Source organism: Ruegeria sp. AF1, assembly GCF_056542125.1.
On sequence record NZ_JBQFZG010000005.1, the window covers coordinates 76,638 to 95,663 of the forward strand.

Genomic DNA, 19,026 nt, shown 5'->3' on the forward strand with positions numbered 1-19,026 from the left:
AGGGACGATTTGTTGTGAACTTTGCTGCGATCAATTCTGCAATGGGCCCCAGGAAGGATCGCTCCCCCCGTCCGGTGTACGTACCGGCCGCAGGTTCCTGCCCGAGATATCCACCGAGTAAAGCGATGCCCTACCGCTGGCCCCCTGCGTTTCGCGGGTGAACATGATGACCCGGCCATTGGGCGACCAGGTGGGGCCTTCATCCAGGAAAGACGCTGTCAGCAAACGTTCTTCTGATCCGTCGATGCGCATCACGCCGATATGGAACCGGCCCTGGTTCTGCTTGGTAAAGGCGATCAGGTCGCCTCGCGGCGACCAGACCGGCGTACCATAGCGACCCGCGCCAAAGCTGATCCGCGTGGCTTCGCCCCCGTTTGCTGCCATTACGTACAATTGCGGCGTGCCGGAGCGGTCGCTTTCAAAGACAATCCGGCCACCATCCGGCGAATAGCTGGGAGCTGTTTCAATTGCGGGCGTGTTGGTCAGGCGCGTACTTTGCCCCGAGGTGATATCCATTTTCCACAGGTCGGTATTGCCGCCCTGAATAAGCGAATAGACAATCGACCGGCCATCCGGCGAGAACCGTGGCGAAAAGCTCATGGTCCCGTCCTGCGTCTTCAGTTCCCGTGGTTTCGGGCGCCCGACTTCAGTCACGTAAATGCGCGGGCTGCCGCTTTCATAACTGGTATAAAGCAGCCGGTCACCGGTGGGTGAGAACCGGGGCGCCAGAACGATGGCGGCGCTGTCAGTCATGTACTGCACATTCGCGCCATCGTAATCCATGATCGCCAAACGCTTCAGGCGCTGGTCCTTCGGACCGCTTTCCGAAACAAAGGCAACGCGGCTGTCAAAATAACCGCCTTCACCTGTGATCCGGCTATAGACCTGATCGGCCACCTTATGCGCCATGCGCCGCCACCCGTCGGTGGTACCTCCCAGTTGAAGGCCATTGCCCAGTTCCTGGCCCGAAAACACATCCCACACCCGGAACCGGACCGTCAGTTTCTGACCGGACACATTGACAGCGCCCGTGATCAGGGCGTCAGCGTTGATCGCCTTCCAATCCGCAAACTGAACCGGAGCTTCGAAGCTGCTGACCCGGCTGATGAACGCATCCGAGGATATCTCGCGGAACAACCCGGTCCCGGTCAGGTCAGCCGCCACCACGCGCGAGATATCTTGCGCGAACTGAGCTGCGGCCGGGCCGTCCGGCACAAAATTCGGAACGGCAAAGGGCAAGGGTTCGATAATCCCCTCATCCAGTTCCAGACGCAAAGGCCCGCTCTGTGCATAAACCGGCGCAGACATCAATGTCAGGCCGACAAAGAGGCTGGTCAGAAGCTTCATCATTTGATCCGCATCCTCTCGGGGTTAAATGTAATCTCAACATCCTGCCAATGTTCGTATTTGTCAGCAGGCAAATCATATCCTTTGGCCCCGCAGCGCAAAATAGCACGTCGCGCAGCCTCGTAGGCCTGTTTAACGGCTCCCGCCGAGCCGCCAGAGCTGTCCAGCATCCGAACGCTGCCGTCGACGACCGTACCATCACGGTTCAACGAAAACGCGACAACAACCACAGTGTTCAGCGCATCTGTGGACAAGGAACCCACATTCCAACATCCAGAGACGGCCAGTCGCATCGCGTCTTTCTCTCCGCTGGTCAGCGGTGGACCAGAAGGTTCGGACCCGCTGCCCAAGGCTTCGGCCAGGGCGTCGTTAATTGCCGTTTCATCGGTTTGTTTTTCAGGTTGCGGGGTCGCTTCAGGCGTTTTGGCCACAGCGGGTTCGGATGGCGGCCTTGGCCGGTTTGGGCGCACGCGCGGCCGCGGAGATGTCAGGGGCGACTGTTCCTTGGTTTCCTCGGCCTCGGTCACAATCTCCGGGGCTGCCTCTTGCGGCGCGGTCTGATCCTGCTGTTCCTGCTGAACTTCTGCGCCTTCATCCAGGGATACAGGCGGCGTTTCAAAATCATCAGGTTTTGCCTCGGGTGGTGGCGGAGCTATTGCCTCGGGCGCGACGCGATCCGAGGGGCGCGGCTGTGCCTCCGGACCAGGCGGCGCAGGCTGTGCAACAGGCTCGACCTGAGGTTCCGTCAGAACCGGAGGCTCGTCAGGAACCTCGGGTTCTGGCGGCGCTTCCACGATGACAGGCTCTGGCTCTGGTTCTGGTTCAGCCGGTGCAACAGGTTCAGGGCGCGGCTGTTCGTCAATCACGGATTCCGGCGGTTTGGTCACAGCCTCCGGTTGGGGCGGTTGTTGCAACGCGGTCGGCACTTCGGGGACTTCCGGCGCATCCCGCTGGGCAGTCATCGCCGCGAATTGTTCAGCCGTGATCACTGAGACGTCCTGCACAGCCATCGGCAACGGTTCGGACCTGAAGGTGCCGCCGAACATCGCCCATCCGATCAGGCTGACATGCGCAATCGCTGAAATCTTGGTGCCGGTATCCACCGTGCGACCTCACTCTCCACCTTCATCCAGCGTCGGCCCACCGGTATCGGTCACAAGGCCAACGTTGGAAAAACCGCCCGCGTTCAGTGCACCCATGACCTGCATCACCTGTGCATAAGGGATTGCGCCATCGGCCCGCAGGAAAACCCGGTCGCTGCTCCGCTCTGCCGCAATGGCACGCAGCTTGCCAATCAACTCTTCGCGCAACACATCGGTGGTCTGGATCTGCACGCGGCCGTCTGCGGTCAGAGTCACGGTCAAAGGCTCTTCGTTGTCGCCGGGCAGCGCACTGGCCGCGGTCTTGGGCAGATCGACCGGAACACCAACCGTCAGCAATGGCGCGGCCACCATGAAGATGATCAGCAATACCAGCATGACATCCACGAAAGGGGTCACATTGATCTCGGCCATCGGCTGCGCGCGACCGCGACGCCGACCACGTCTGCGCCCATTGCCGCCCGAAGATTGCTGGATCGCAGCGCCCATCTTCAGCTGTCCAACTGGCGCGACAGGATGGTTGCGAATTCATCCGCAAAGGCTTCATAGCCGCCAACGATCCGGTCACTATCTGCGCTGAGTTTGTTGTAGAAAATCACCGCCGGGATCGCCGCCAAAAGGCCCAACCCTGTCGCCATCAACGCCTCGGCGATGCCGGGAGCCACCACAGCAAGGTTAGTGTTTTGCTGCTCGGCAATCTCGATGAACGCATTCATGATGCCCCAAACGGTGCCAAACAGCCCGATAAACGGAGCTGTGGAGCCAACAGTCGCCAGAATGGGAAGCCCTTTTTGCAAGGTTTCCGCCTCTTTCGCGATGGCGACATCCATCGACCGGTCGATACGCGCGGTTGCCCCGGCAATCAGCCCGCCATCATTGCGATGCGACCTGCGCCATTCGATCATGCCTGATGCAAAGATCTTTTCCGAGCTGCCATCCGGCTGGGTTCCGATCTGCTCGAACAACTCATCCAACGGGTTGCCCGACCAGAAGCTTTCATCAAAAACCTGCGCCTCGCGTCGGGCCGCGCGATAGTTGATCAGCTTCTGAATGATGATCCCCCAGGACCATATGGATGCGCCGGTAAGTACCAGCATCACCAGTTTGACGATAAAGGTCGCGCGGGCAAACAGCCCCCACATGGAGAAGTCGATCTCCTGCGCCAGCGCCAGCGTTTCAGCTTCCATGAACCTGCTCTTTGTTTTGCCTGATGGCCGTTCGTTTGGCCTTGTTTTGCCAAACGCTATCTCAGTTGGTCATGAAAAGCCAACAGAACCACCCACGGTCCGCAAATTGTTACATCAATGCGCGAATCTCTGCCGGCAAACGGATCGGCTTGCCTGCTTTATTGATGCAAACGGCCGTGACTGTTGCACGAAATATTTCGGTCTCACCGCGTCGGACAAGCTGTGCCATGGTCAGACGCACGCCCGAGATTTCGGTAACTTCGGTTTCGACAATCAATTCATCATCGAACCTTGCAGGCGCCAGATACTCGGCCTCGAGCCGCCGCACGACCCAAACAATGCCTTCTTCTCGCATGGCGTTTTGGTCATTGCCCAGATTACGCACCCAGTCCGAGCGCGCGCGCTCGATATAGCGCAGGTAGTTCGCATGATAGACAACCCCACCCATGTCGGTGTCTTCATAATACACGCGGATGGGGTAGGTATGTTTCATTGCAACGTCTCCAGACGGGCAAACAGCCTTAACGCGTGCGAGGCATCCTGTGCCGCCCGTGGCAAAACCGGATCATAGGCCGCCCGGATCAAGGACGCGATGTCGGGACGCAGGATCGTGGCCTCACCTGCGATTGCCAGTGGAGATTGATTGCGAAATGCAGTGTCCGACCAGAGCAAGATTGTCTGCACGACCTGATTGAGCGCAAGGGTTTCAGCCGGAACCTTCGACAATTCCTTGTCCATGCGCAGAAACACGAACGCCGCGCGGATCGCGCCATCTTCTTCGAACCGGAAAATGCGGTACTGGTTTGCATCTGCCGCGACCAGCCGTGCAACCAAAGGTTCCAGATCCGGGACCAGACGATCAAGGTCCGGTACTTCCAGCAGTTCCTGCCAGTCCCGGAAAAAGAAAACCATGCAATTCGCGCCAAGTTCAGGGTCCGTCTCGGCCATTTGGTGACCGGCCAGCGTGACAACAGCTTCAAAAGCCCCCTTTACGGTGGCTAGCGTCTCGTCTTCAACGCCGAAAACGATCGGAACAACAGGCCGTCCCCAGCGCGCATACAGAAACTCGCCGCTTTCGCGTGTGAACAGCGCCTCAATTTCTTCCGGTGTCACCGCCAGCCCTTCATCTTTTTAAAAATACTCTCGCCGAAAGGCATAAAATCTAAGTGCGCGGGCTTCAACCGAACAGATCGCTTTGCCGCTTGGGCACGGCCATCCCAAGATGCGTCCACGCCTTCTGCGCCAACAAGCGCCCGCGCGGAGTACGCTGGATTAGCCCCTGTTGCAGCAAATAGGGCTCGATCACCTCCTCAAGCGAGTCGCGGCTTTCGGACAGCGCGGCAGACAGGGTTTCAATCCCAACCGGGCCGCCTGCGTAGTTTTCGGCAATCAGCTTCAGATACCGCCGGTCCGCACCATCAAGACCCAGATTATCAACGCCCAGACGGGTCAAGGCACCATCGGCCAGGTCACGTGTGATCCGCCCGTCCCCTTCGACAATCGCGAAATCCACAACGCGCCTCAGCAATCGCCCGGCGATACGCGGGGTTCCACGCGACCGGCGCGCGATTTCGCGCGCACCATCGTTATCCGCGGGCGCGCCCAGTTTCCGCGCGTTCCGGGTGACGATTTCGTGCAACTCATCCACCGTGTAGAACTGAAGCCGGGTCGGGATACCAAACCGGTCACGCAAGGGCGTTGTCAGCAGGCCCATCCGCGTGGTGGCCCCCACCAGTGTGAATGGCTGCAATTCGATCCGAACGGTGCGCGCAGCAGGACCTTCGCCGATAACAAGATCCAGCTCGAAATCTTCCATGGCCGGGTACAGCACTTCCTCCACAACCGGGTTGAGCCTGTGAATCTCGTCGATGAACAGCACGTCACGCGATTCAAGATTGGTCAGGATCGCTGCCAGATCCCCCGCCTTGGCCAGAACCGGGCCTGAGGTCATGCGGAAGTTCACTCCCAATTCACGCGCCATGATCTGCGCGAGGGTCGTTTTGCCCAACCCCGGAGGTCCGTGAAACAAGGTGTGGTCCATCGCCTCGCCGCGTTGCCGGGCTGACTGGATAAAGATGCGCAAGTTGGCGCGCGCCTCAGCCTGACCAATGAATTCATCAAGCCCCTGAGGACGCAAGGCGCGGTCATTGTCTTCCGGCAGGGGCTCCGGGCGCAGGGTGGGATCAGCGTCAACCATTCACTTACCCTTTCGGAGCCAGCAGCCTGAGGGCCGCGCGGATCAGATCAGCCTCGTCCGCATCCGGCTGGCTTGCAGCCGCTTCAGCCACAGCGCCCGCCGCGTCGGACGGCCCATATCCAAGATTGGCCAGCGCCGACAACGCCCCGGCAGACGCGGCCGCAGCACCTGATGGCGGTTTCGATACACGTCTAGGTGCGGGCGTAGAATCATTCGGCTCAACAACCTCAAGTTCCGGGCCGTCCAGCGCCTGAGTAATCGTGCCACCCATGGCCATCACACCCGGCGCCTTGTCCTTGAGGTCCAACACGATCCGCTGGGCTGTTTTTGGCCCGACCCCCTTGGCCGCCTTTACCGCACCCCAGTCCCCCAGGGCAATTGCGCGGCTGACACCGTCGGGTCCCAATGCACTCAGGATCGCCAGCGACACCTTCGCGCCGACCCCCTGGACCGAGCACAGCAGGCGATGCCACTCTTTCTCGACAAGCGACAGAAACCCGTAAAGCTGCATCAGGTCTTCGCGGACAACCATGTCAGTGTAGATCGAGACCGCCTCGCCCACCCCCGGCAATGCCGCCAAGGTCCGGTCGGAACAATAGACAAGATAGCCGACGCCCCGGACATCGATCAGCACATGATCTGCCGCACGATAATCCAGCCGCCCTGTCAGTTTTCCGATCATGCCCGCACCTCTTTCATACGCGCCTGTTGCGTCTTTCCGTAATAGGCGTGGCAGATTGCAATCGCCAGTGCATCCGCCGCGTCGGCCCCTTTTGGCAAACAGCCCGGCAATTGCAGTTTGACCATGTGCATAACCTGCTCTTTCTCGGCATGACCCACGCCCACCACGGTCTTTTTGACCCGATTGGGTGCATATTCCCCCACCGGCAGACCGGCCTGTGCCAGCGTCAGCAACGCCACGCCACGCGCCTGCCCAAGCTTGAGGGTTCCGGCCCCGTCCTTGTTCACGAATGTCTGTTCGATAGCAGCCTGATCGGGCCTGTGATCCGCAATCACTTCGACAATCTGATTGTGCAGCGACAGCAACCGCTCGCCCAGATCGTCGCCATCCGATTTGCATAATCCATTGGCCACATGGCTCAGGCGGCTGCCATTTGATTCGATGACGCCCCATCCCAGGGTTCTAAGCCCCGGATCGATGCCCAGAATTCGCATGTTTTGCCTCGGCCTGCTCGGGTTGTGTGATCTTTTTTCAACGCCTAGCACGAAGCGTGAACATTTTCCAAGCGAATTGACCCCAGGGCTGAAAACGACACGCGTGTTTCAGGCGCGACTTCGGGCGCGTTTTGCGACCCAGTGAAGTCTGAATTCGACACTTTCTCAAAGGCTTTTTCACCAATTGTTTAAGGGGATTACAACTTCGTGAAGCCTTGCAGAAAACGCATAGGACACATGCAAAAACTGAACTTGTGCGAACGAAATGGCGGCACTAGATGCCCCGCAGATCGCAGAAATGCAATGTGAACACTAACCAGAAGGAAACAGGATATGGCTGCACTGGACACAACCCGCGTCGCTACCACTGGCTCGTTCGGCCTTGTTGGCCGTATCGGCGCATTTTTTGTATCGGCCGTTAACGCCGTAGTTGAATGGAATGACGCCCGCGTAACCCGCAACGCGCTGACCGGTCTGACCGACCGCGAACTGGATGATATCGGCCTGTGCCGTGGTGACATCGACATCATTGCCGAAGGTCGCCGCTAAGAACCGACCCCAACACTTATATGCCCCTTCCTCCTCCCTTGAGGGGCACACAAAAACACCGCGCACCGTAAGGGTACGCGGTGTTTTTTAATCCGAGGGAGCGGATTAGTAGAAAACTTTGTTCAGCTGAGTGGCGAGGGCTTGCGACACAGGATCGATTTGCATCACCCAGGCACCGGCTTTTTCGACTGGTGTGCCTTCGTTCAGGCTGTCGATCCGATATTGATAGCCGGTGGGACTAAGGTGGGACAAAAGAAATGCTTTGAAAGCGAAGAAACCCACAAGCGTAAGCAACAGCACCTTTGCTGGCACCGCCGAGCTCACCCGCTGCGGCCTCATCACAACCAGGCCATCCTTGCGCATCGTCGCACGATAGCCACGGCTCATCTTTTGGTGTTTCTTGTTCAGGCGATTTACGCGCTGATTGAACTCCAGTTGTTTACCCGTCATGGCAGCCTCCAAAAACCGCCCCCCTCGACTTCATTCAGAAAACGGTAAAAAGAGATTGCGACAAAAACGTGGCAAAAACCTATAAAACTCCTGCAAATGGCCTAATTCGCGCCCTGTTTGGTTAAAATTAGGGTCGTCCACTCACCAATCTCGGCCCTATAGGTCTGATCGAACCCGTTTTGTGAATAAACGGAAACCAAGTCATCGGCCTGTTCGTTAAGGATTCCCGACAGGATCGCATGCCCACCTGGGCGGAGATTCGCTGCCATTTCGGGTGACAAGGCCACCAGAGGCCCTTTGAGGATATTGGCAAAGATTAGATCGTATGGCGCGTGCGCCTTGAGGTCGGGATGATCGAAACCTGCGGCTTCAACACACCGAACCGCGCCGGACATACCGTTTGCCTTCAGGTTGGCTTCGGCCACTTCAACGGCCACTTCGTCGATATCGCTGGCAATGAAATCACCATCCCATACCCGGGCTGCCGCCATGGCCAGTACGGCCGTGCCGCAACCGATATCCGCTACTTTCGAGGCACTGAACCCTTCATCCAACAACCGGTCCAGAGCTTTCAGACATCCCAGCGTGGTACCGTGATGCCCGGTGCCAAAGGCCATTGCCGCCTCGATCAGCAGTGGAATGCGACCGTCGGGCAGATTGTCGGCATCGTGGCTGCCATAGACAAAAAAGCGGCCCGCCTCAACCGGGGCAAGCTCTCGCCGCACATGGGCCACCCAATCGGTTTCAGGCAATTCCGACACAACAAAAGGTTTGGCTTCAAAGGCAACTGCCAGAACGGCCAGTGCGGCCTCGTCAGGGGCTTCGGTGAAATATCCACCCACTTCCCACAGGCCCGAGCCATCTTCGACCTCGAACACACCGACGCCGGTTGGTTCGGGCACCAGCCGCTCCATCGCTTCGCCCAGACCTTCGGCGGCTTTCTTACCTGTCAGCGTGGTCAGCGCAGTGAATGTGGGCATGGGGAACTCCTGTTTCAGTTGGCACTGCGCGTAGGACGGTGCGCCGCCAACGTCAAGCTTGCGACCTATTCCGCCGGGGCTGGCGCATATTTGCTCAGGACGGTCTCATTGCCCGGTTCCGGGTGGCGTGGAACCAGCAGGGACAGCAGCAGAGAAACGACCGCCATCGCCGCCGCTAGGCCAAATACGGCGCCTGGCGACATGACCCAGAGCAAACCCAGCAACGCGGGCAAGAAAACCGCGGCGATATGGTTGATCGTGAACGCGACTGCGGCAGTTGGCGCAATATCCGCCGGATCGGCGATTTTCTGGAAATAGGTTTTCAGCGCCAGCGCCAGCGCAAACAGCACATGGTCGATGACATAGAGCGTCGCCGCCAACAGCACGCCCCAGCCAAACCAGTAGATGCCACCATAGGCTGCGAACACGATCGCCAGACCGGTGTATTCAAAGATCAACGTGCGCCGTTCGCCAAACTTGGCCACCGCTTTACCCAGCAACGGAGCAACCATCATGTTGATCATCAGGTTGATCAGATACAGGCTGGTCAGCTCATGCACTTCAAAGCCGAACTTCTCGACCATCATGAACCCGGCAAAGACGACAAAGATCTGTCGCCGCGCACCGGCCATGAATTGCAGCGCGTAATATAGCCAGTATCGACGGCGCAGGATCAGTTTCTTGGTTTGCGGTGTGGGGGCATCGAATTGCGGGAAGGCGAACAGGCAAAACAGGGCTAGCAAAGCTGTTGCACCGCCAGCAGCCATGAAGACAAAGTTATAGGACAGATCGAACCGCTCCCAGGTCAGAACGATCAGCCCGTAAACCACCATCGTTGCAGCCGAGCCCATTGCGACCAGCCATCCCAATATCTGCGGCGCGCGATCCTTGGGAAGCCATTGCAACTGAAGCGACTGGTTTACAGTCTCATAGTAATGAAACCCGATTGAACTGAACAAGGTCACGAACAGCAATCCGCCAAGGCTTGGGAACCAGGCCGTAAAAGCCGTTGCGACCCCAAGCATCATCAGCGAGATCATGGCCAGCACCTGCTCGCGAATGAAAATGATGACGGCAATCACGCCGACCGCCAGAAAGCCCGGAATCTCGCGCACCGTGTGTAGCAGGCCGATATCGGCCCCGTCGAAATTCGCTGCCTCAATGACGAAGTTGTTCAACAGCGCGCTCCACGCATTAAACGCGATGGGCATGGTCAAGGCCATCACGAACAGAAGCGTGACAGGACGACGCCAGAACGGAAGGCTCTGCGCCTCGGCAAGGGGCATAGGTTTCAGCATGAGAATCCTCTACGCCCATTTCCCAACTTTGGCGAGGGGGAAGCGACCGGCGCACAATGGCCCTGCGTTAATGCAGACGTCACCGTCAGTAAAAGCTTTGTGGATCGATATCGACGGTCAGGCGGATATCGCCTTTCAGGCGTAACGGGGCAATCCAACGGGCGATAGCATCCTGGATTGGTGCGCCCTTGGGTGCCTTGACCAACAGGCGGACACGGTGACGTCCGCGAATACGGGCAATCGGCGCCGGGGCGGGGCCAAACACCTGTGCACCGATCTGGCGCAATGGACCGTCGTTGCGCGCCATGGCATTGCCGATGTCAAAGACCGGGCCGACCTCTGGCCCTGACAGAACAATCCCTGCCATACGTCCATAGGGTGGCACACCGGCCGCTTGCCGACCGGCGGCCTCGGCCTTCCAAAAGCCCTCTTCGTCCCCCGACAGAATCGCCCGGATCACCGGATGTTCCGGCTGAAAAGTCTGTAACAGCGCCTGCCCCGGTTTTTCAGCCCGACCGGCACGCCCCGCAACCTGCCGCATCAACTGAAATGTTCGCTCGGCAGCCCTCAGGTCTGCGCCATGCAGACTTAGATCCGCGTCGATCACCCCCACCAATGTCAGCTTGGGAAAGTTGTGCCCCTTGGCCACCAGCTGCGTTCCGACAACGATATCGGCATCCCCGGCCGCAATCTCTTCGATCTTGGCCTTTAGTGCGCGGGCTGAGCCGAAAAGATCAGAACTTAGCATGGCAATTTTGGCCTCGGGGAAGGTCACCTCGGCCTCTTCGGCCAAACGCTCAATGCCCGGCCCCACCGGAGCCAGCTTGCCCTCGACCCCGCAGGAAGGACAGATCTCGGGCATCGGCTTGGTCTCGCCGCATTGGTGGCACATCAGGCGCTTCAGGAATCTGTGTTCGACCATGCGCGCGTCGCAATGGTCACAAGCGATCTGTTCCCCGCAGGCGCGGCACAGGGTTACAGGAGCATATCCCCGACGATTGATGAACAAAAGCGACTGCTCGCCTTTCTCGATCCGCTGCTGCACCGCTTGCCGCAAAGTCGGAGATATCCACGTTCCGGCCTGCATCTGTTCGGCCCGCATGTCGATGGGCTTCATCTCGGGCAACACTGCCGCCCCGAAACGCGAAGTCAGGTCGATCCGATCATATTTACCTGTCTCAGCATTTGCCCAGCTTTCCAGCGATGGGGTTGCGCTGGCCAGAATCACCCGCGCGCCGCAGATGGCCGACCGCAAGACCGCCATGTCACGCGCGCTGTAATGCACCCCGTCTTCCTGCTTGTACGAGGTGTCGTGTTCCTCATCCACCACGACCAGCCCCAGATCGCGAAATGGCAGAAACAGGGCTGACCGCGCGCCAACAACCAGTTGAGCTTCCCCCTGCCCGACCATCCGCCAGACCCGCCTGCGTTCAGTCATGGTCGCGCCCGAATGCCACTCGGCAGGGCGCGCGCCAAACCGCGCTTCAACCCGTGTCAGGAATTCTGCGGTCAGCGCAATTTCAGGCAAAAGGACAAGCGCCTGCCGCCCCATGCGCAGCGCTTCGGCCACGGCCTCCAGATAGACTTCGGTCTTGCCGGAACCCGTCACGCCTTTCAGCAGCGTCGTGCCGTAATTCCCCGCCCGTTGCCCGGCGCGAAGCTGCGCAACCGCACTTGCCTGATCTTCGGTCAGGTCCTTTCCCGGTAAATCGGGATCAAGATGCGGATACGGCAGGTCGCGCGGGCTGTCTTCTTCACGAACCGCGCCTTGCTTGACCAAGCCTTTGACAACGGACGAAGTTACCCCTGCCTGTTCCGCCAGTTCCTTTAACGTGAATGCCAACCCGCCATAGTCGCGCAACACGTCAAGTACACGGGTTCTGGCGTCGGTCATCCGGTCTGGCAGGGTGGCTCCCAAACGATAGATCTTGCGCATGGACGGCGGGTCGCCCAGCCCCGGCGCGCGGGTCGCCAGCCGCAGCATCGCGGGCATCGGTGTCAGAGTATAGTCGGCAACCTTGCCGAGGAATGCCCGCATTTCCTCGCGCATCGGTGCAACTTCCAGCACACGGATCACCGATCGCGCCTTGTTCAGATCGAAACCGCCCTGCCCCGGCCCCCAGACCACGCCCAACACCTTGCGCGGACCAAGTGGCACCTCGACAAACGCACCCAGAAAGCACCCTCCTTCGGGCGCTTTGTAATCCAACGTCCGGTCAAGCGGTTGCGTTGTCAGCACCGCAATCAGCTCTCCCTCGTCGAAAAATCCGTTAGCGCTCACAGCATATCCTTTGCAGGGGGTTCCAGCATGGCTCTCTTTGAGGTAAAGCCATCCGCGACCAAGGCCAACCCATCAAAGGACTGCCCTCATGAAATTCTTCGTAGACACTGCAGAGATTGACGCCATCGCTGAACTGAACGATCTGGGCATGGTGGACGGCGTGACCACCAACCCCTCGCTGATCCTGAAATCGGGCCGCGACATTCTGGAAGTGACCAAAGAGATCTGCGATCTGGTCGACGGTCCCGTTTCCGCCGAGGTTGTCGCGACCGAAGCTGACGACATGATCGCCGAAGGCCGCAAGCTGGCCAAGATTGCCCCGAATATCGCAGTGAAGGTTCCGCTGACATGGGCCGGTCTGAAAACCTGCAAGACGCTCAGCGATGAAGGACAGATGGTCAACGTCACCCTGTGCTTTTCGACCAATCAGGCGATTCTGGCTGCAAAAGCGGGTGCGACCTTCATCTCGCCCTTCATCGGTCGTCTGGACGATATCAACCTGGATGGCATGGATCTGATCGCCGACATCCGTCAGGTCTATGACAATTACGGATTCGAAACCGAAATTCTGGCCGCTTCAATCCGCACCGTGAACCACGTTACTGAAAGTGCCCGCATTGGTGCCGACGTCATCACCGCGCCGCCAGCCGTGATCAAGAAACTGGCCGATCACCCGCTGACTGACAAAGGTCTGGAAACATTTCTGGCAGACTGGGCCAAAACCGGTCAGAAAATCCTCTGATCTGGTGTGCAACCGCGCGGCGCTATCAGGCGCCGTGCCCGGCCCAACGGCCCAAAGCCTGATCTGCGATCAGGCGTGGCAGGCGGGAGCCTATCCGCCACAGCATCCGGGGAAATCCACTCTTGCGTGCATTTTTCCCAAGGCAAATCCGGTTCGGCATGCTATAAGCCGCCCAACAAAAAAAGACCGGACAGGACATGAGCAGCAATCCCAAACTCGAGGATAATCTCCGCGCGGCAATTCTGGCCGAGCCCGACGTCGTTCTGGACGACAAGGACCTGATGCAAGCCCTTGTGGCCGCGAACGAACGCGCCCGGGGTGATAATGTGATCGATCTGCGCGGCATTGCCATGCAGCGGCTCGAGGCGCGGCTGGACCGGTTGGAAGATACCCACCGCTCGGTCATCGCTGCGGCCTATGAAAACCTTGCAGGCACCAATCAGGTACACCGCGCGATTTTGCGCTTGCTGGAACCCGTCGAATTCGAGGATTTCCTGCGTGCCCTTGGCGCCGATGTCGCAAATATCCTGCGGGTTGACCATATCACGCTGGTTCTGGAAACCACCGTGGTTCAGAACGATCCTGCCGTCGACAGGCTTGGAGGCGTTCTGACGATCGCAGAGCCCGGCTTCATCAACCAATACCTGACCAATGGTCGCGGCGGCCCTGTCCGCGACGTGACCTTGCGCGAAACTCATCAGCCGAACCGACGTGTTTTCGGCGCACTGGCGGATCAGTTGCGCTCGGAAGCCTGCCTGAAGCTGGACCTCGGTCCGGGTCGCCTGCCGGGCATGATCGTCATGGGGGCCCGTGATTCGCGGCATTTCACACCGCAACTCGGCACCGATCTTCTCACCTTCTTTTCCGGCGTATTCGAACGCTCGATGCGCCACTGGCTGTCGTGAACCTGATCTCACCCGCTTGCCGCGACGCGCTCCAGCACTGGCTGGACACTCTGGGCGCGCTGTCGGGGCGGTCGCAAAACACGCAAACCGCCTATCGCGGCGATGTCACCGAGTTTCTGTCTTTCATGTCCCTTCATCACGGGGAACGGCAGGGGCTGAAGGCGCTGGAACGGATCACCGTCTCGGACATGCGCGCCTGGATGGCAGATCAGCGCAGCGGGGATATCGGCGCGCGATCCCTTGCGCGCAAACTGTCCGCCGTCAAAAGCTTCTATCGTTGGCTGGCCGAGCGAGAGGGATTTGAACCCACCGCCGTTCTGTCGACCCGCGCGCCCAAATTCACCAAGAAACTGCCCCGCCCTCTGGCCGAAGACGCCGCGCGCGCCATGATTGACACGGTCGAGCTGCAATCTGTGTCCGACTGGGTCGCGGCCCGTGATGTTGCGGTTGTCACGCTGCTCTATGGATGCGGCCTGCGGATATCCGAGGCCTTGTCTCTGACCGGTGCAGACGCGCCCTTGCCCGAGACATTGCGCATTGTCGGGAAGGGCGACAAGGAACGGATCGTTCCGGTTCTTCCAGCCGCCCGAGATGCGGTTGACCGGTATCTTCAGCTTTGCCCCCACCAGCAAGCGAAGGACGCAGCCCTGTTCCGGGGCGTCCGTGGCGGCCCTCTGAACCCGCGCGCAATTCAGGGCGTCATGGCTAAGGCACGGATGCAATTGGGGCTGCCATCAACCGCCACACCTCATGCCATGCGGCACAGCTTTGCCACCCATCTGCTGTCCGCCGGAGGAGATCTGCGGGCCATACAGGAACTGTTGGGGCACGCCTCATTGTCAACCACACAGACCTATACCGCAGTGGATACCGCTCGGTTGATGGAGGTCTACAACCGCGCGCACCCCAAGGCGTGACCGATACATCGAACAGAAACCTCGGGCTTTTGGTTTGCATCTCTGGCGTGCATCGGTCATGACCCTAACATGACACTCAGATTCAAAGCTCTTGCCGTACATCTCTTCACTGCCACAGGTGCTGTTTTCGCAATGCTGGCCATGCTGGCCGCCGTGGAAGAGAAATGGAGCCTAATGTACCTTTGGCTGGTTGTATCTTTCGTTGTTGATGGCATCGACGGTCCGCTGGCGCGGCACTATCACGTCAAAAAGAACGCGCCCGAGTTTGACGGCGTCTTGCTGGATCTGATCATCGATTATCTGACCTATGTGTTCATTCCAGCCTTTGCGCTGTTCAAATCCGGATTGATGGATGGGTGGACCGGCTGGTTCGCAATCATTGTCATCACCTTCGCCAGCGCGATGTATTTCGCGGACACTCGCATGAAAACCAAGGACAATTCCTTTTCCGGCTTTCCCGGATGCTGGAACATGTTCGTTGTCGTGATCTTCGCGCTTGAACCCAATTTCTGGATCATCCTGCTGCTGGTCACACTGCTGTCGCTTGCGATGTTTCTACCTTTGAAGTTCGTTCACCCCGTGCGCACCGAACGCTGGCGCAGTGTGACCTTGCCGGTCGCCCTTGCGTGGACGTTCTTTGCGGGCTGGGCCGCATGGGTCGATTTTCATCCCGAAAGCTGGGCACACTGGGGTCTGGTCATCGCCAGCCTGTACCTGACATTTGCGGGTATCGCACAACAGGTCATTCCGCAGCGCCGTACCTGACACGAGCGCTGCCGGACCGCGTTTAAAGAACGTCCTGAACCTCAAATTCAGTACCGTTATGGGTAAAGACGTCACCCGCTCGCAGACCGGCCATGGCCAGATAGATCGGGCTTTGCGTCGAAATCCCCATATATGTATCTCCACCCACCTCAAACCGGGTCGTCGAAACACAGACGACAAAGCTGCGGTTGTTGAACCTGATCACCGATCCCGGCCTGACTGTATCGGTCACACCAAAATCGGTATTCTCGATCACATCGATCTTGGCATGATGCGCATGGACAGGCGCGTCAAACGCAGCCGCCAGATCGGCATTTTCGCGCGATGCGGCTATGTCATCCTTGTCGTGGCCTTCCCGGTCGTCCAGTTGGGCATCCTTCAGAAACGCATCGTAATGGGCCTGCGCCGTTGCAAGCTCCTCCGCCTCAAGCGACATCAACCGGTCGATAATGGCCTTCTTCTGGACTGCGCGATCATTTTCAGTGCTCATTCAATGCGATCCTTCAAATTCAGCAACAGACATAAGTTGTGCTTCCCCGGACCGGATTGCAACCGAATTTCGAGGCTTAGATCAAAAGACCCGCCGCCCGTTCATGCCGCAGCAGTGCAACCTTTGTCTCGATCCCGCCGCACCCGGAAAACCCGCCCAGCCCATTGGCGGCCAGCACTCGGTGGCAGGGAATAATAACGGGGATCGGGTTTGCCCCGCAGGCCTGACCGACCGGTTGCGCCGGTTGCCCCAACGCCTTGGCGATATCCCCGTAGGTGCGCGTTTCCCCAAGGGGAATGGCATATATGAGATCACAGACCTGCCTTTGAAACTGCGATCCATAAATACGGTAGGGCAGATCGAAGCGGTCAAACCGACCAGCGTCATAGGCCATCAACTGCGCCGCCGCCTCGCGCAGCAGAGCTGTTGGTTCGCCCTCGTCCTCGCCGTCCCAGACCAGCCGCGTGAGGGCACCATCGGTTTCCTCGATCCCGAGTCTTCCGAACTGAGTTTCAACTGCAATCATCGCCATGGGATGACGGTTTCAGATCAATCCTCCAAGTTCAAGTGGCGAAGCCATGGGGGCTGCGCGACGCGCGGATTTTGTGAATTGCGGTAATCATGTTAGCCTACTTGCATTGTAAAAAAGAGTTTTGGAGCATGAGATGGGTCGTCATTTGATCCTGACGGTTCATGGAATTGGCGAACAAATACCCGGTGAGACCGTCGATCAGGTCGTCGGGGCCGCGACAACCTGGCTGGATGGCTATCCCGAACCGCCGATTGAGGTTCAGCGCGGGATGATCGAGCTGGCCGAGACAACCTTCGACGGCACCCCCCGAAGCGCGACATTGTTCCCGGTCAACCTGCGCAAGGTGACGAAACCGTCAGCACCGCAGGACGAGGCCATGTTTGCCGAAGTTTTCTGGGCAGATCGCTCACCCGCCCCGAAAGGTGTCATTAAGACAGCGTTGGACCTGATCTGGGTTGTTCTCGCACTGGGTTATCTGGCGATGGACAATGCCGAACAAACGCATAGCCGCACGGATGTGGCCTCGGACCAAGCCAACGGCAGGAACACTTTGGCCGCGCGGCTGGTTCACCTTTTTACCTGGGTTTTCTTCGGTGCAGTCGCGACCCTGAATGCCTACCTTCTGATCGGAGCGCTCGCCGTGATGGTCGATCGCGTTCCCGGGATCTTCTTTCAAAGCACGATCCTGCTGTTCTGGCTCTTGTTCACGCTTTACGCCGGAGGGGCCGCATACGGACTAAGGCGCAGCTTTAAAGCCCCGACCTATCTGAGGCGCGTATTCTGGCGCGGCATTTTCGGGATGGGGTTCTTGCTGCTGATCTGCTTGATCATAGGTCCGCTTGGTCTGGAAATCCGGGCCTGCACACCCTTGCCGGGCAGCCCAGCCTGCCCTTCGGCGCTGGAGCAGTTTGTGGCTTTTCAGGTCTACCTGCTGGCGTTTTTTTGGGCTTCACTGATCTTCATGACAATCATTTTGTACGTGCTTTCTGCGACCAGGCTTGATGAAAAGGTTCAGGCAGACAATCTGAAAGAACACAGACGGCTGTATCCCAGCGTATGTGCTGGGATGTTGGTGTTCTGGATGTTCTTTATATCCGGGTTGTGGCTTATGCTGCGGGAAATGCTCGACACGGTTCCGGGGCTTTCGGATGGAAAACTGACCGGTCTGTTTGACAATTTCCTCAGTGACTCCATCGAAACGCTCAGCGTTGCCTTTGCGGCAATTGTCCTTCTTGTGTTTGTCGGTGTTGGCCTGTTTGCCGGTCGCAGAAGGCTGAAGGCAAACCTGCATGTCCGCGACGGGCTGATCAGCCGCGCCATCCTCAATCGTTTTGCACAATGGGTCTTTTTGTTCGGTGCAATCACGCTGGCCCTGGTCGCAATCCGAGAGATCGCGATGAGCCAGCACGTCGATCCCCTGTGCCAGATCGGAACGGACAATTGCAACGTGATTGGCCTGGTTTTGAACAAGCTGGCAAGCAAACAGGGCGAGATTGGCCTGATCGTCCTGGGTGCAACAGCATTGATGTACCGCTTTTCCGATTTTGTCGCGGCAGGGCTGGGCGTGGCAAGAGACATCGTCACCTATGCCATTCGCGAAAAGTGCTTTCTGAAAGCGGACCTTAAAACCAGGCTGCGCAATTATCCGGATCGCAAGGCGATTGATGAACGGTTTTACCGTGCGCTGCATTACGTGGTGGATATCTTTGCCGCGGACCACATCACGGTGATCTCACATTCACAAGGCACCGTGATTGCTACACAGATGCTGGCTGATCCACGCGTGCAAAAGCTGATTGACGGGCGCACCCTGACGCTGATCACGATGGGCTGTCCTGTGACCCATATCTATCAGCGCTATTTGCCGGAGATGTTCACAGTTGTTCCCAAAAACCTGAACGCCGCATGGTTCAACATCTTCCGGCAGGATGACTTTGTAGGGACCGAGATTGAAGGCGGGCTGATATCCGTAAATCGCAACATCCCGGTCGATCCTGGTGGGCACACTGGATATTTCACGGATTATCAGGTCTGGAAGGCCCTGAAGGACCCAGCCATTGGCTTTGACCTGTTTAATCCGACACCGCAGTCCGTGCAGACGTGAAACGAA

21 protein-coding genes are annotated in these 19,026 nt (G+C 58.5%); 6 read left to right on the forward strand and 15 right to left on the reverse strand.

The annotated features are described in order from the left end of the window. Positions 1 to 30: 30 nt before the first annotated feature. The 9 genes from tolB to ruvC form a co-directional block, all read right to left on the reverse strand. Positions 31 to 1,350, reverse strand: coding sequence for a Tol-Pal system beta propeller repeat protein TolB (tolB, locus tag ACR0BK_RS09735; protein WP_480554484.1), 1,320 nt, complete (start codon positions 1,348 to 1,350; stop codon positions 31 to 33). After that, positions 1,347 to 2,450 carry an energy transducer TonB gene (locus ACR0BK_RS09740; protein WP_480554485.1) on the reverse strand — a complete coding sequence of 368 codons (1,104 nt, stop codon included), beginning with the start codon at positions 2,448 to 2,450 and terminating at the stop codon, positions 1,347 to 1,349. The genes tolB and ACR0BK_RS09740 overlap by 4 nt, the downstream gene beginning before the upstream one ends. Positions 2,451 to 2,459: 9 nt before the next feature. Beyond that, on the reverse strand, positions 2,460 to 2,936 hold the full coding sequence (gene tolR / locus ACR0BK_RS09745; protein WP_480473731.1) for a protein TolR: 477 nt from the start codon (positions 2,934 to 2,936) through the stop codon (positions 2,460 to 2,462). Positions 2,937 to 2,938: 2 nt separating this feature from the next. Beyond that, a complete protein-coding gene (gene tolQ / locus ACR0BK_RS09750; RefSeq protein ID WP_209505518.1) occupies positions 2,939 to 3,634 on the reverse strand; it encodes a protein TolQ in 696 nt (231 codons plus the stop codon). Positions 3,635 to 3,743: 109 nt separating this feature from the next. Continuing rightward, positions 3,744 to 4,127 (reverse strand): tol-pal system-associated acyl-CoA thioesterase, encoded by a 384-nt coding sequence (gene ybgC / locus ACR0BK_RS09755; RefSeq protein ID WP_480518814.1) that lies wholly within the window; start codon positions 4,125 to 4,127, stop codon positions 3,744 to 3,746. Continuing rightward, the gene (locus ACR0BK_RS09760) at positions 4,124 to 4,747 is read right to left on the reverse strand and encodes a hypothetical protein (protein WP_480554487.1); all 624 of its coding nucleotides are present in this window, start codon (positions 4,745 to 4,747) and stop codon (positions 4,124 to 4,126) included. The genes ybgC and ACR0BK_RS09760 overlap by 4 nt, the downstream gene beginning before the upstream one ends. Positions 4,748 to 4,811: 64 nt before the next feature. Then, positions 4,812 to 5,831 carry a Holliday junction branch migration DNA helicase RuvB gene (ruvB, locus tag ACR0BK_RS09765; protein WP_480554488.1) on the reverse strand — a complete coding sequence of 340 codons (1,020 nt, stop codon included), beginning with the start codon at positions 5,829 to 5,831 and terminating at the stop codon, positions 4,812 to 4,814. Positions 5,832 to 5,835: 4 nt separating this feature from the next. After that, positions 5,836 to 6,513, reverse strand: a complete 678-nt coding sequence (gene ruvA, locus ACR0BK_RS09770) for a Holliday junction branch migration protein RuvA (RefSeq protein WP_480483973.1) — start codon at positions 6,511 to 6,513, stop codon at positions 5,836 to 5,838. Continuing rightward, the gene (gene ruvC, locus ACR0BK_RS09775; protein ID WP_480554489.1) at positions 6,510 to 7,007 is read right to left on the reverse strand and encodes a crossover junction endodeoxyribonuclease RuvC; all 498 of its coding nucleotides are present in this window, start codon (positions 7,005 to 7,007) and stop codon (positions 6,510 to 6,512) included. Before ruvC ends, ruvA begins: the two co-directional genes overlap by 4 nt. Positions 7,008 to 7,340: 333 nt before the next feature. Here ruvC and ACR0BK_RS09780 point away from each other — a divergent pair, with 333 nt between their 5' ends. Continuing rightward, positions 7,341 to 7,556, forward strand: a complete 216-nt coding sequence (locus ACR0BK_RS09780) for a DUF1127 domain-containing protein (protein WP_480554491.1) — start codon at positions 7,341 to 7,343, stop codon at positions 7,554 to 7,556. Positions 7,557 to 7,661: 105 nt separating this feature from the next. Here the strand turns inward: ACR0BK_RS09780 and ACR0BK_RS09785 are convergent, their stop codons facing one another. From ACR0BK_RS09785 to ACR0BK_RS09800, 4 genes are all read right to left on the reverse strand, one after another. Beyond that, positions 7,662 to 8,018, reverse strand: a complete 357-nt coding sequence (locus tag ACR0BK_RS09785; RefSeq protein WP_480473739.1) for a hypothetical protein — start codon at positions 8,016 to 8,018, stop codon at positions 7,662 to 7,664. A gap of 89 nt (positions 8,019 to 8,107) precedes the next feature. Next, positions 8,108 to 8,986 (reverse strand): 50S ribosomal protein L11 methyltransferase, encoded by an 879-nt coding sequence (locus tag ACR0BK_RS09790; protein WP_480554492.1) that lies wholly within the window; start codon positions 8,984 to 8,986, stop codon positions 8,108 to 8,110. 65 nt (positions 8,987 to 9,051) lie between these two features. Beyond that, positions 9,052 to 10,284: an MFS transporter gene (locus ACR0BK_RS09795; RefSeq protein WP_480473741.1), complete on the reverse strand. Its 1,233-nt coding sequence runs from the start codon at positions 10,282 to 10,284 to the stop codon at positions 9,052 to 9,054. 85 nt (positions 10,285 to 10,369) lie between these two features. Then, entirely contained in the window at positions 10,370 to 12,565 is a 2,196-nt protein-coding gene (locus ACR0BK_RS09800; RefSeq protein WP_480554493.1) for a primosomal protein N', read from the reverse strand. Between the two features lie 88 nt (positions 12,566 to 12,653). On the opposite strand from ACR0BK_RS09800, the gene fsa reads away from it, so the two are divergent. The 4 genes from fsa to ACR0BK_RS09820 all read left to right on the forward strand — a co-directional run bounded on the left by fsa (position 12,654) and on the right by ACR0BK_RS09820 (position 15,894). Next, positions 12,654 to 13,307: a fructose-6-phosphate aldolase gene (gene fsa, locus ACR0BK_RS09805; protein ID WP_209505487.1), complete on the forward strand. Its 654-nt coding sequence runs from the start codon at positions 12,654 to 12,656 to the stop codon at positions 13,305 to 13,307. Between the two features lie 197 nt (positions 13,308 to 13,504). Next, positions 13,505 to 14,212, forward strand: coding sequence for a DUF484 family protein (locus ACR0BK_RS09810; RefSeq protein WP_480554494.1), 708 nt, complete (start codon positions 13,505 to 13,507; stop codon positions 14,210 to 14,212). Continuing rightward, positions 14,209 to 15,129: a tyrosine recombinase XerC gene (locus ACR0BK_RS09815; RefSeq protein WP_480554495.1), complete on the forward strand. Its 921-nt coding sequence runs from the start codon at positions 14,209 to 14,211 to the stop codon at positions 15,127 to 15,129. Before ACR0BK_RS09810 ends, ACR0BK_RS09815 begins: the two co-directional genes overlap by 4 nt. A 69-nt stretch (positions 15,130 to 15,198) precedes the next feature. Beyond that, entirely contained in the window at positions 15,199 to 15,894 is a 696-nt protein-coding gene (locus tag ACR0BK_RS09820; RefSeq protein WP_480518798.1) for a CDP-alcohol phosphatidyltransferase family protein, read from the forward strand. A gap of 22 nt (positions 15,895 to 15,916) precedes the next feature. On the opposite strand, the gene ACR0BK_RS09825 is transcribed toward ACR0BK_RS09820, so the two are convergent. Then, positions 15,917 to 16,384, reverse strand: a complete 468-nt coding sequence (locus ACR0BK_RS09825; protein WP_480554497.1) for a hypothetical protein — start codon at positions 16,382 to 16,384, stop codon at positions 15,917 to 15,919. A 76-nt stretch (positions 16,385 to 16,460) separates the two neighbouring features. Continuing rightward, positions 16,461 to 16,916: a methylated-DNA--[protein]-cysteine S-methyltransferase gene (locus ACR0BK_RS09830; RefSeq protein ID WP_480554498.1), complete on the reverse strand. Its 456-nt coding sequence runs from the start codon at positions 16,914 to 16,916 to the stop codon at positions 16,461 to 16,463. Between the two features lie 133 nt (positions 16,917 to 17,049). Between ACR0BK_RS09830 and ACR0BK_RS09835 the strand changes: the two genes are divergently transcribed. Beyond that, positions 17,050 to 19,020: a hypothetical protein gene (locus ACR0BK_RS09835; protein WP_480554499.1), complete on the forward strand. Its 1,971-nt coding sequence runs from the start codon at positions 17,050 to 17,052 to the stop codon at positions 19,018 to 19,020. Positions 19,021 to 19,026 lie beyond the last annotated feature (6 nt).